Raw genomic sequence first — 13,088 nt, 5'->3', positions numbered from 1 at the left:
AATGCATGAATGCTATACAAACAACTGGTGGTTTGTTTACAGAAGAAAGCAAAAAGGCAGTGGTAAGCACCATATGCAAAGTTTTTGATTGCGAAGAGAAGGATATTGACGATCTTGTGCCGGTTCAGGCTGGATTAACTAATGTGGTTCTTTCCTTTAAACTTAATGGTGGTAAATATGTTTATCGTCATCCTGGATTGGGCTCTGAAATTCTTGTGGAGCGTGGTCGTGAAACTATAATGCAGAAGATAGTTGAAGATGCAGGAATAGACACAACGCTTGTAGCTATGGATGTGGATGATGGTTGGCGCATTGGGCGTTTTATTGAGCATTATGATTTCAACTATAAGGATCTTAACGATATGGTTAGAGCAGTTATGTTGTTCAGAAGACTTCATGCTGCTCCTTGCCATGTTCGTTGGAATTTTGATGTAATAAAAAAAGCTGAAGGGATCAAAGAGCAGATAGAGCCAGATAAATATGGTCATTTTCCAGATTTTGAAAATATTAGGTCTCGTATTTATAAGCTTGCTGAATTGACTGAATATGATGGCATCAAAAAATGCAACATACATGGTGACGCACGTGATGTGAATTTCTTAATCAATAAAGAAGAGATTCACCTTATTGATTGGGAGTATGGTGGATATGGTGATCCTGGATTTGATATAGGTTCATACATTTGTGGTGGAACACATACTCTGGCCGAGATTGATCAGATTCTTTTCACATATTACAGACGTAAGCCTACGGATGTTCAACGCCGTCATTTTTATGCTTATATTGCTATTACCGGTTGGTTTTTTATGCATTGGTCTATGCTGAAGCTTAGTAAAGGGCAGGGGGTTGGACCGCTTAAGGAACAATGGTATCATTTCGCTAAGAACATGAGTCTCGTAACATTACCACTCTATGGCGTGAAAGTGGATGATGAAGCATACGATGCTGCGTTAGAAGCTGTAAAAACATGTACTATGGAAGACTTAAGCTTCTTAAACCATGAAATAGGCGTGTTTGAGGAGGTGAAGTAAGATGATGACTTACATTATTTTAGCCGCTGGGAAAGGAATTAATTTACAGCCTTTAACACTTAAATATGCAAAGACAAGTTACAAGCTTGATGAGAGTACTACGGTTCTTCAGAGGATGGTACGTTCTATACGTAAATCTGATAAAAATGCTGAAATTGTTGTGGTTGTCGGCTATAAGTCAGAGGAGATAAAAAAGGAACTTGATGGAGAGAATGTGAAGTTTATCATGAATCCGTTTTATGAGGTTACAAATTCTATTTCTTCCGTATGGTTTGCCAGAGATTATTTAGAACGTGAGAATGTTGCGATTGTTCATGGAGATGTTGTGTTCTCAGATGAAATAATCAGAGCTTATTTAACTGTACCTACAGATCATCCTTATGTTCTTGTGGACTCATCTTACATTCGTCCAGGAGCTTATAACACGGTGACACAAGGTGACCAAGTATTGGTTATGTCAAAGAAACTTGAAAACTTTACGGCAAAATATTGTTGTATGACTAAACTAGATCCTGTATCATCACGGTTACTTAAGGGAGAAATTGACTCAATGATTAATAGTAATATGTATGATCAGTTCTTTGAGGATAGTCTTGTGCAGATGATTATGTTTCATGACTTTCAGCTTTTTTGCGAGGACATTGCCGGAAAGAAATGGTCAGAAGTGGATACAGTCGATGATTTGTTGACAGCTCAAGAGATACATAGAGGTAAATAAGGTTAATATGAATCCTATAGTTCGTAATGCCGTGATTTTAGCGGCCGGAAAATCTTCTCGTTTTGCTCCATTTACTTATGAGAAACCCAAGGGCTTATTCAGAGTAAAAGGTGAGATTCTAATAGAACGCCAGATTGAGCAACTTATTGAAGCTGGTGTGAATGAGATAATTGTAGTTGTTGGATATATGAAGGAGAAGTTTTTCTACCTTGAACAAAAGTACCCTAATCTTCACCTTGTTGTTAATAATGAGTTTGGTAAAAAAGGAAACTTGTACTCCGTTTATATGGCAAGGGAGTATTTGAATAATACGTTTGTCTGCTGTGCGGATCACTATTTTACAGATAATCCATTTAGTTATGTTAATTCGGAAAACAAATCATGGAGGGCTTGTTCATATGAAGAAGGAAAATTCCGAGAATTTGCAGTAACGGTGTCAGATGCCGGAGTAATCACAGATACGACTATTGGTGGTCATGATTCATTGGCACAGGTGGGATGTGCTTATATGAATGAATCGTTCTCAACCCGTTTTCGTGAGCTTATGGAATCAGAAATAAACGATTTTGGTGTTGCATCAATGTTTTGGGAAGATTTCTACGGCAGACATATTCGTGATTTGACTTTTTACTGCAGAGAATTTAGTGGGGGCACTATTTTCGAATTTGAAAACATTGATGACCTAAGAGAATTTGATTCCGAGTTTTTGCTTAATGTTGACAGTGAAATTATCGAGAATATAACAAAAACTCTTCGCTGTGATCCGAATGATATAAACAATATAGCAGTAATCAATGCGGGTTTGACAAATGTATCGTTTGGTTTTGATGTGGGTAATACAAGGTATGTTTATCGTCATCCCGGTGGAACTGCAGGAAATCTAATTAATCGTCAGGCAGAATTATTTGCTCAGTTCACAGCAAGAGATATTGGAATAGATAAAAGCGTTATTGATATGAGACTCGAAGGATGGAAAGTTTCATATCATGTTCATGATGCAAAAAACTGTGACTTTGAAAAAAACGACAATCAGTTGATAAGAGCAATGGAGATGCTACATCAATTACATGATGTTCAGGTGCCGGATAGTGCTAATGTAAAAGTGTTTGATGATGTTGCTGAGGCAAAAAAACTTATAGAGATTGCATCCGCTACGAAAGGACATCTTGCGAAAGAATTTAAGCCACTCATTGATAAAATTGACAGGCTTTATCCTGCAATTAAAGCGGATGCAGAGAGGCTTGGTTATGGTTTGGTTCTTTGCCACAACGATACATATGAACCGAATTATCTTTATGACGATAAGGATGAGATGTTTCTCATCGATTGGGAATATGCAGGCCTGAATTATGCTGTTAATGATATCGGGTGCATCTTGTGTCGCTATGATTGGACGGATGAACAGATTGCAAGGTACCTTAGGTATTATGTAGGTCGAGAACTGACAAAGGATGAAAAGAGATTCTATTATGGATTCATTCCTATCTCGGCTTTTTATTGGTTTGGATGGGGGTTGTACAAGGGAAGTGTAGGAGATGATGATAGTTTTTTCTTCCTACCTGCATATAGAAATTTAGTACGATTTATTGATAAAGCTCTTGAAAGCTACGGTGTATAAAATGGACTTGTTGAGTGTGAATGAATATGGAGAAAACTATTAAATGAACATAGCAGTAATTCTGGCCGGTGGTGTTGGAAACAGGGTTGGTGCCGGTATTCCGAAACAATTTATAGAGGTGCTGGGTAAGCCTGTTCTTGCTTACACGATAGAAGCATTTGAAAATCATCCAGAGATAGATGCTACGCTTGTTGTTTGCGTGAAATCTTACATTGATTATATGGCAGAGATGAAAGAAAAATACAGATTTAAGAAGCTTCGTTGGGTTACAGAAGGAGGAGATACTTTCCAAAAATCTGTGTTAAATGGCATCAATTTTTTAGAGGATAAGATAGATTCTGATGATACTGTTCTTGTTCACTTTGGAGCATCTCCATTTATCACAGCAGATATAATAAGTGACTGTATCAGAGTATGTAAGGAAAAAGAAAACGCCATATCCACAACGGATTATTATTTATTGTGTGGAGAAAAGAAGAGTACAAAATCAGTAGCAGACTTACAGAATTACAGTGACAAATATATCAATCGCGATACAATAGCTATTATGAACACGCCTCATGCGTTCCGGTATGAATTTATCAGGGATTTGTATAGAGAGGCGATTGAAACAGGAATTATTAACACTGTTGAACCTCATACTACAACACTGATGTATGCTATGGGTAAAAAGATATATTTTTCTCTTGGTAGTCAGAATAATATAAAGATAACAAGAAAAGAAGATTTGGAACTGTTTGAAGGGTATGTGCTTGAAAGGTATAGGAAAGAGGCGTTAGAGAAAAAGGAAGCAGCAGATGTTGTAGTATTCATGGCAGATGGTTTTGAAGAGTGTGAAGGACTGCTTGTGGTTGACATCTTGAGGCGTGCCGGACTTAGAACCGTTATGGCGTCAGTGATGGGAAGAATTGAAGTTGACAGTTCAAGACATATAGAAGTTAAAGCTGATTGCTTGGCAGAGAATGTTGATTATAGCGTGGCCAAGATGATTGTCCTTCCTGGCGGCAGAATCGGCACAGAAAATCTTGCTGCTTCTGAATTTGTGAAGGAAAAGTGTATCGATTTTGGAAAAAATAAGATAGTTGCAGCTGTTTGTGCAGCACCAAGTATATTGGCTTCATTGGGGTTGATGAAGAAAGCAACTGTTCACCCTGATTTTGTTGGAAAAATGTGTGATGTTGAAGTTTTGGATAAGTCGGTTGTGGTTGATGATAATATTATTACGGGCCAGGGCCTTGGGGCGGCTATTCCGTTTGCGCTTGAAATAGTAAAGAAACTCGAAGGTGATGAAAAGGCAAAGCAGATTAGAACTGCAATTTGTTATAGGGGATGAGTTGTCCGATGGCATATTATATTCTAGGAGGCGGTAACTGTTAGCTAGACTTTAATTAATATAATCCTTAAACCAGACTCTCAAAAAGGGACACCTTCAGCAGATTTTGAAACCCAATAAACTGGCGAAGGTGATGTTATTGACGATAACATCACCTTCGCCAGTTTTAACGTAAGCGTCAAATAGGTGGTGCATATCAAAAATTGCTTCTTTTTACTATGATTAATTCAAGTCATAGTAAGGAGGAGCTTTTTCTATGGATGCAGAAGTCAAGGAAATCCGGTTAAATCAATGGAAAAGCATTATAATGCAGGCGTGTAAAAGTGGCATGTCCAAAACCGCCTGGTGTCAGGAAAACAATGTGAAACTAAGACAGTTTTTTTACTGGCAGGGGGTTATCAGAAGGCATGAAATAAATGCGGCAAAGAAATGTTCTGACAGATCCGCTTCTACTTCAATCGTTCCACAATCCGAGTCTAATCAGCCTGATACGGGTAACAGGGATGCTTTTGTGGAATTGCCATTAACCTGTGATGAACCGGTAGCAGAACACAGAGAACCAGATTCCAATGATACAGGTTCTGTAAGAACTGAATGTCTGAAACCTGATGCAATGATACAGATCAGAGGATGTCAGATATTCATAGGAGAAGGCACTTCGGAAAGGACACTGCAGACAGTGCTAAAGGCATTCAATGTTTAAGGAAGCGGCCGGAATCAAAAGAATAGTGATAAAAACAGGTAGGACCGACATGAGGAAAGGTATCTCAGGTCTTGCATCGTTAATACAGCTCCAGCATGGGTTTGATCTGTATGAAAAGGGCACATTGTTTCTGTTCTGCGGCAGAAAAACAGACAGGATCAAAGGGATAGTTTTTGAGGGCGACGGCATATGTATGATCATAAAAAGGTTGTCCGGCGAGAACAGGTTCCAGTGGCCCCGTAATGCAGAGGAAGTCAGGGAAATCATCCGGGAACAGTTCGAAAACCTGATGGAAGGATTCACATTGGAAGGGAGTATAAAGGAAATAAAACCGACTGACAAAAAATAAGAATACTGCTATCCTCTTCAATAAGTACAGCAGCCATAGTTACATAAGATATTTCGATTTATATGTAACTATTTATTGACAAGTTACATATAATGTACTATAATAAATGTATAACGAGGAGGATAGCCATGTCTATAGTGAAACAATTCCATGCAGATACAAATACAACATATGTGTATGAATCCACCAGCTACTGGGATCCGGAAAAAGGGCAGTCCCGCGCAAAACGTAAGCTTCTTGGAAAAGAAGATCCCTTAACGGGAGAACTCGTACCGACCGGTAAGCGCGGCCGCAAAAAAGCAGAACCCAAAACAGACACTACTGTCAGCCCATCCGGAACCAATGAGTGGGAACAAAAATACCTGAAATGTCTGGAAGAAAGCCGGGAAAAGGATGAGCTGATCCGAAGACTCCGCAGTGAGAATGAGAGCCTTATAAAAGACAATAAAAAGCTCACGAGCAGGCTGGATGCGGTCAGAAAAATCCTGGAATGAACAAAAAGAGGCTGCTGTAATGGACTTTGAGCTCAGTGTATTCATGAATAAGATAACCCAGATGGAAGACGCAGAACTGCGTCTTCTTGTCGTGTCCTTAAAGAAGGAAAACATGGAGCTCAGGGCAAAGGAAGCAGAAAGAAGAAATACGGATGCGGAAATTGCCCGCCAGTACAGGAAACTGGAAAAAGAGGCTGAGGAACTCCGGGAAGAAAATAGAACCTTAAAAGAGGAACTTTCGCACATTTCAGATCAGAACAGCCTGAAGGCCAATACCCTCTTCGGAAGACGCTCTGAAAAGCTCAACGGCCTAATGAACGGCAAGGGTGGGGAAGAATACAGCCGGACCGAAGATCCCCTCAATGAGGATGCCGATCCTGAACAGACAACAAAAGAAAGCAGACCTGATGGAAAAGAAGTCCATGATGCCAGACAGACCAAAAAGAACGGCCGCAAAATAGGCCGGCACGAAGCTGAAATAAAGGATCTGCCGACAAAACATACATACGAGTTTGATGAAAAGTCACTGGATGAAGTTTACGGAAATAAAGGGTGGAGGATCGTCGGGTGGACATCAACAACAAAAAAGCGCCTGATACGCCGCCTCATATATGTTGAGGTCATCCATACACCGGTCATATCTGTCGGTCCCGGCCTTGCCATGGAGAAAATCGAACCCGAAGAAGAAAAACTTCTTTCCGGATCCGATGTCACACCCGAACTTGTGGCGGAGATCCTCAATGACAAGTTCACCCTGGGTCTCCCACTCTACCGTATAGAACAGGACTTTGCAAGGGACGGCGTAAGGATCTCACGGCAGACAATGGATAACTGGGTAATCCGTTTCAGTCAGGAACAGTTTTCACTGATATATGGATATATGTCAAAACTTATAAAGAAATCAGAGTATACCCAGTGCGACGAAACAACCCTGCTGGTGATCCGTGACGGCCGGGCACCCGGAAGCAAAAGCTTTATGTGGGTGCACATCAATTCGGAGCTGACAGACGAAAAGCCCGTTGTGGTATTCTGTTATGAACCAACACGTTCGACAGACCATCTCAGAGATTTTTACGGGGATGACTACGTGGGCAAGATCATCTGTGATGCTTATTGCGCATATAAGGTTTATGGTCAGGAGCATCCGGATACCGTGGTTATCTGTGGCTGCAGCATGCATTCAAGAAGGCGCTGGGCAGAAGCTCTTCGTGTTCGGGATGTTTCTGGTCTCAGCCAGGGACAGATAAATGAACTTCCCGAAGCAAAGGCACTGCTCATGATCCGGGATATTTATCAGGAAGAAGCAAAGCTGAGAACCCTCACTCCGGAAAAACGTCTCAAAGGACGTCAGAAATACGTAAAGCCAAAAGTTGACGAGTATTTCGCTTTTCTTACCACATTTGACCTTTCCGACCCGGCGCTTCCCGAACGCACAAAGGATGCGATCACATATTCATTAAACCAAAAGCAGTACCTTTGCGAATTCCTAAACGACGGTCATGTGCCAATCGATAACGGAAGCTGCTTATGCGAAGGAATTATTTATGCGCATCATTTTTCAGAATTCGGCATAGAAGGTGGTTCTTTTAGGAAAAGATGCGCATAATGACCTGACCCAAACAGTTATAATAATGTCATCAATCCATCATTGTTCAAAGAAGGAGGTGACATTAATAATGGCGGTACCAAGAAACCATCAATTTTATGATGAACCATTGGTTGATCTTCCTGAAGATCGTCAGTGGCTTATCAAGTATCATGAGAATAGTTGTAAACTTGTAGATTACCTTATTGATCATGGAGCTAAATCCACATCGTATAATGGTGCCCAAAGGTGCCTGAAGTTGCTCCGGGAGTACTTGATTGGGATAAATGAATCATATACTCCTGAAAGGGCAATGCAATGGTACACGATGACAGGTCCATATCCCGGTGGATATCTACCTGATCTTCATCGACTTGCGGATCTATACTCCCATGGAGAGATTCAACCGATAAATGCATTCCCACAATTTGTACCTTACAGCAAGAAATTGGAAGAACCATGGATTGGGATACTAAACGATTTTTTGGAGACGACCATTCCAACAGAAAAATCATTAGAACGTGTAAGAAACTGTATTTCCAGATTCCTTTATAAGATCCAACAGAACGGAATTAGTTCTCCATCAGACATCAGTTTTGAAATGTTAGAAGAATACTGCAGAACGGATGCACATATATCTGCAAATCATAAAGCGATTTACATTTATATGACCGGCGATTTACTGCTATTCATGGCAGACAGAGGAATGTGTATCCACGGACTTGGCTGGTATCCGTATTATTGGATGCATAACCGCATCTTTCGTCTTTGTGATATGAGCGCAGAGCATAATCTTGCAGTTGAAGAATTACGGCAGAAAAGTATTGATTTCCCGGCAGAGGAATTCGCAGCACTGATTCCTGATTTTCTTAAGCGATTTGAATCCTTAGGCTACAGTGAATCTCCGACAAAAGCAGCCAGATATACTTTAACCAACCTGCTTTTATTTATCGAGATGCATGATCTTGGATATCATCCGAAAATTGCAGATATCTGGCTAGAACATGAAAAAACATTCCATAAGACTGACTCATGGAAACAATCTCGTCGTATTCTATTTCTTTTCAATCAGTATATCCAAAATGGTGATGTCATACCCCAGACTATAAACAGAATCCGTCCACTATTAAGCGACTCGTTGCCCGGATGGTGTCAGGAAATGATAAAAGAATACATGTCACTTAAAAAGAAGGAAGGCTGGGAGGATTCGACTCTGTGCATGATTCACGCTTCGGTAACAAGGTTTTGTATTTTTCTCACGGAGGCAGGCTATGATAGCTTTTTGAAAATCTCGGGTAAAGTTTTAAAAGAATTCAACCTTTGGGATCAGCACCTGACAGTTGAGGGCAAGAACGCATACAACGTTAGAATTCGTCAGTTTATAAAATTTCTTGAACGCAAAGAAATAGTACCTTATGGAGTGCACCAAGCTTTATGCTGTGGGGCAGCTCCGAAGGAAAATGTTGTTGTAACGCTAACTCAGGAAGAAAAGGAGGCGATAAAAGAAAAGCACTCTAAATGTCATTCATTCACAGAATTAAGAGACAAAGCCATGATTCTACTTGGAACAAAGATGGGATTGAGAGCAAGCGATATCGTGACCATTTCTTTGGAGGACATTGACTGGAACAGACAAACTTTAAGAATCATCCAGGAAAAAACAAACCACGAGATCCTGATTCCAATGCCCACAGAAGTGGGTAATGCCATCTGTCTCTATATCACGGAAGGCCGAGCAAACAAAAGAACCTCAAGCAAGTATCTGTTTATAAAGAAAAGGGTTCCGTATGATGGATTCACTCGTCATGCGTGTGCATCAGCATTACGAAGGACACTTCCTGATCGGGCAGTTCCGGGATCAGGATTTCATGTCACAAGGAAGACGTTTGCCACTGACCGTCTTCGTAATGGAACCGGGAAACAGGGAATAACGGACCTGCTCGGGCAAAAGGATTCCCAGTCTTTGAACCATTATCTTCAGATGGATGAGACCATGATGCGTATGTGTCCGCTCTCTCTGGAAGAGACAGGCCTGCTGATGAAAGGAGAACGTTATGGCAAAGTATAGAGATTATCCTTATCAGAGCGTCCTTGCCCCATACATAAAAGAATATATCGCTGAGAAGCGGTCACTTGGGTTCATCTACGACGTAAAGGGATATCAGCTATATAGGTTTGACCAGTATTGGATCAAAAATGCTTTTGATGATGTTCATCTGACCCCTGAACGCCTTGAAAAATGGGTATGTGCACTACCCGGAGAAAGCAAGAGTAGTCAGACCAGTCGAATCGGAGCCGCCAAAGACCTTGCTATATACATGAATACTTTGGGGATTCAGTGCCATGTACCTCTTTTAAGCGTTGGGAGTGATCAGCGACAGATCCATCTTCTTGACAAGACAGAGATCAATGAACTGTTCAATGCAGTAGATACATATGTTCCGCACTCGATCAACCTTTCGGATTATCGCATGGCTGATGAATACCCCATTATGTTTAGGCTTTATTACTGCTGTGGAATGCGCAATAACGAGGTGTGTTCATTAAAAACTTCAGATGTAGACCTGAAGAAAGGGATCATCACGGTTTACGGCGGAAAAAACAATAAGGATCGATTGGTTTATCTTCCTGATGACCTTTGCAGACTTGCGGATATGTACTTCGGATTATTAAAGAGAACTCTGGGATATGAACCCTACTGGTTCTTCCCAGGCAGATATCCGAATAAACATATGCAGAAAACATCAATCGACAGAAAATTCCGTGAATTCTGGCATATGACAGCTTCTTCAAAACATTGTGATAAGGATCCTACGCCCCACTCTTTGCGCCATAGCTTTGTTGTAGACAGAATCAACAAGTGGATACTGGAAGGAATAGATATCAATGTGATGTTTATCTATCTGAGCAAGTATCTTGGACACAAGAACCCCGATGAAAGCTTTTATTACTATCATCTGGCTAAGGATGCATTCCGCATCATCCGACAAAAGGACACTATGTCCGGGGACGTAATACCGGAGGTGAGGCGCAGATGAACAGAAAGGTATTAAAAGAGGAATTATTTTTCTCAATGACATGGGATTATCTGAATGTTTTCCTTCCTGCCCAGCACAGGAATAGCCCGAAAACAGCTTCGGCATATGAAGATGGATTGACCATCTTCCGAAGATATGTGACTGATGTCCGTTCAATAAGTATGGAACAGTTCCGGTTTAGGGATCTGACCTATGACTTTTTACTGGATTACCGGGTGTATCTGGCGGAAAAAGGATACAAAGCCAGTACAGTTAACCACAGGTTAGCCGTTATTACAGCATATATGAAATATGCAGCTACGAAAAGAATTGACCTTTGCCAGATCTACATGAACATCGCCGAGGTCCCATACATGACTGTTCCTTCAAGAATCCCAGAAATCATTGAGGAAAAGGATTCTATCAAGGGGCTTTTGGCAGCACCGGGACCTTCAGAAAAAGGTATTAGGGATCAGGTGATACTTACTATGCTATATGATACAGCAATCAGAGCGGACGAACTTCTTGAGCTTCATCTTTCTGATGTGAACATTTTAGCAGATGAGCCATATCTACGTATTCGTGGGAAAGGTGATAAGGAAAGGGTTGTTGCACTTTCAGAGAAAATGATACCTTTATTAAGGCAATATATAGACCTCTATCATAAGAATCCCAAAGAACAGTCACTTCCGTTCATCTACACGGTAATCAAAGGCATAAAATGTCGAATGTCGGAAAGAAATGTGGAACGTATTGTACAAAAGTATGCAGACATGGTTCGCAAGAAGGGGCTTCATATTCCGGATAGAGTCTATCCACATATGTTAAGGCGCACTCGCGCAAGTGGATGGTATAGAGATGGAGTTCCTATTGAGACAATTGCTGTTATCCTTGGGCATGCAGATGCCAAAACAACGAGAAAGTCGTATGCAAGCCCTTCCGTAGAGATGCTTAGAAAACAGATGACTTTAGGGACAGATGTTGAACCAGATATGATTGAAGAAGTGCCTCTATGGAAAAATGATTCCGAACTTGCGAGACTGTGTGGAATCAGGTAAGGTTTTTATGCGCATCTTTTTCTAAAAGGACCACTATCTATGCCGTTTTCTAAAAAATGATGCGCATAAGTAATTCCTTCGCATAAGCAGCTTTATCCGAACATTCGCATAAAGCTGCGAGCGATCTATACGTAGGTATGCCAGCCACAGGCACGGATGGATGTTCTGCACTTCCCCTGAAGGCGCAGAGGCCATGGCTGAAATGTACACTATTTCAGAAACAGCGCTTAAAAATGGAGCGAATACGTTCTACTACTTCAAGTATCTCCTTGAAAATGCACCCAAAAAGGTGAGTGGCTCGATGGATGCGCAGCTGGAGGAATTGATGCCGTGGTCAGAAAAGTACAAGCAGTATGAAACTGCCCAGATACAGGCACATATAGATCAGTGCCTGCCCAAATCAGATGAGTGTCCGATAACAGGAAAATCACTTCTTGTAAAACCGCGTTTCGTGGCATAATTGTGACATCAAAAAATGTTAGCATTTTTTGAATTTTTTGATGTCAGAAAATGTAATTCAGTCATTACATAAAAAATCCGGTTTTTCCATAGATCAAGGATTAACCGGATTTGATTATAAAGGATGGATGGTTGAAACACCATGCACCTTCTATTTGACGCTTACGTTTTAACAAGGATAGAGGATGATTATTAAGAATATTGTAAGCGTCAAATGTCCGACGGCAGATTGTGGGAGGCGGTAACTGCTGATTATTTTAGGCAGATATCACTCCCTGATCGTGCGGCATAATTATCGACCGCACGATATCAGCGGTGATACCGCAGATTGTTGCAGCCTTATTTCAAAAGACAACCAGAGTGTATTTTGAAATAAGGCCATGGCACCAGAGATGTCACAGCCTTGAACATTGAAAACTTCATCAACCAAGAACCTGATTATCGACAGCATCGTGGATTATATCTGCATTGATGACCTTGGCTTTCTGCTGGGAACCGATCGCAATGGCATCTGTCATAAGATTATCTATCAGACGGGGATTGCCCTGCGTGTAGGTATGAACAGCTGAGAGCGCTGCAGCATCTATAATCTTCCTGGAAGCTCCGGTGAGAGCGATCTTGTGAAGGACATAGTTTGCGATGTTTTTTGCAAGCCCTTTTTGCATAAAGGGGGGTGCGGACATAAAGTTGGACCTGATATAGAGAAATATCAGGAGGTGTATG

General features: G+C 41.0%; 13 protein-coding genes. 12 read left to right on the top strand and 1 reads right to left on the bottom strand.

Going from position 1 to position 13,088, the window contains the following annotated elements; all coding sequences use genetic code 11:
• The first annotated feature begins 5 nt into the window (after positions 1 to 5).
• The 12 genes from T357_RS0112815 to T357_RS20390 all read left to right on the top strand — a co-directional run bounded on the left by T357_RS0112815 (position 6) and on the right by T357_RS20390 (position 12,366).
• A complete protein-coding gene (locus tag T357_RS0112815) occupies positions 6 to 1,031 on the top strand; it encodes a phosphotransferase (protein ID WP_031553320.1) in 1,026 nt (341 codons plus the stop codon).
• A gap of 1 nt (position 1,032) precedes the next feature.
• A complete protein-coding gene (locus T357_RS0112810) occupies positions 1,033 to 1,749 on the top strand; it encodes a phosphocholine cytidylyltransferase family protein (protein WP_242840111.1) in 717 nt (238 codons plus the stop codon).
• 7 nt (positions 1,750 to 1,756) lie between these two features.
• Positions 1,757 to 3,367 carry an NTP transferase domain-containing protein gene (locus tag T357_RS0112805; protein WP_031553313.1) on the top strand — a complete coding sequence of 537 codons (1,611 nt, stop codon included), beginning with the start codon at positions 1,757 to 1,759 and terminating at the stop codon, positions 3,365 to 3,367.
• 43 nt (positions 3,368 to 3,410) lie between these two features.
• Entirely contained in the window at positions 3,411 to 4,700 is a 1,290-nt protein-coding gene (locus tag T357_RS21795; RefSeq protein WP_242840110.1) for a DJ-1 family glyoxalase III, read from the top strand.
• 256 nt (positions 4,701 to 4,956) lie between these two features.
• Positions 4,957 to 5,403: an IS66 family insertion sequence element accessory protein TnpA gene (gene tnpA, locus T357_RS19340; RefSeq protein ID WP_044916931.1), complete on the top strand. Its 447-nt coding sequence runs from the start codon at positions 4,957 to 4,959 to the stop codon at positions 5,401 to 5,403.
• Positions 5,396 to 5,752 carry an IS66 family insertion sequence element accessory protein TnpB gene (gene tnpB / locus T357_RS0112790; RefSeq protein ID WP_031553299.1) on the top strand — a complete coding sequence of 119 codons (357 nt, stop codon included), beginning with the start codon at positions 5,396 to 5,398 and terminating at the stop codon, positions 5,750 to 5,752. The genes tnpA and tnpB overlap by 8 nt, the downstream gene beginning before the upstream one ends.
• Before the next feature lie 128 nt (positions 5,753 to 5,880).
• Complete coding sequence (locus tag T357_RS0112785; RefSeq protein WP_031553297.1) at positions 5,881 to 6,246, top strand: hypothetical protein; 366 nt, start codon at positions 5,881 to 5,883, stop codon at positions 6,244 to 6,246.
• Entirely contained in the window at positions 6,221 to 7,852 is a 1,632-nt protein-coding gene (locus tag T357_RS0112780) for an IS66 family transposase (RefSeq protein WP_081828168.1), read from the top strand. The genes T357_RS0112785 and T357_RS0112780 overlap by 26 nt, the downstream gene beginning before the upstream one ends.
• A gap of 70 nt (positions 7,853 to 7,922) precedes the next feature.
• Positions 7,923 to 9,899, top strand: coding sequence for a tyrosine-type recombinase/integrase (locus T357_RS0112775; RefSeq protein ID WP_031553293.1), 1,977 nt, complete (start codon positions 7,923 to 7,925; stop codon positions 9,897 to 9,899).
• Positions 9,886 to 10,869 (top strand): tyrosine-type recombinase/integrase, encoded by a 984-nt coding sequence (locus tag T357_RS0112770; protein WP_031553290.1) that lies wholly within the window; start codon positions 9,886 to 9,888, stop codon positions 10,867 to 10,869. Before T357_RS0112775 ends, T357_RS0112770 begins: the two co-directional genes overlap by 14 nt.
• Positions 10,866 to 11,906: a tyrosine-type recombinase/integrase gene (locus tag T357_RS0112765; protein WP_031553287.1), complete on the top strand. Its 1,041-nt coding sequence runs from the start codon at positions 10,866 to 10,868 to the stop codon at positions 11,904 to 11,906. The genes T357_RS0112770 and T357_RS0112765 overlap by 4 nt, the downstream gene beginning before the upstream one ends.
• A 160-nt stretch (positions 11,907 to 12,066) precedes the next feature.
• Complete coding sequence (locus tag T357_RS20390) at positions 12,067 to 12,366, top strand: hypothetical protein (protein ID WP_049962413.1); 300 nt, start codon at positions 12,067 to 12,069, stop codon at positions 12,364 to 12,366.
• A 421-nt stretch (positions 12,367 to 12,787) separates the two neighbouring features.
• On the opposite strand, the gene T357_RS0112755 is transcribed toward T357_RS20390, so the two are convergent.
• Positions 12,788 to 13,048, bottom strand: a complete 261-nt coding sequence (locus T357_RS0112755; protein ID WP_031553282.1) for a hypothetical protein — start codon at positions 13,046 to 13,048, stop codon at positions 12,788 to 12,790.
• Positions 13,049 to 13,088: the final 40 nt, after the last annotated feature.

The sequence above is a fragment of the Oribacterium sp. FC2011 genome (assembly GCF_000701645.1).
Classification (GTDB): domain Bacteria; phylum Bacillota; class Clostridia; order Lachnospirales; family Lachnospiraceae; genus Oribacterium.
Note: the sequence above shows the minus strand (reverse complement) of the source record. Positions and strands in the feature narration are given on the sequence as shown.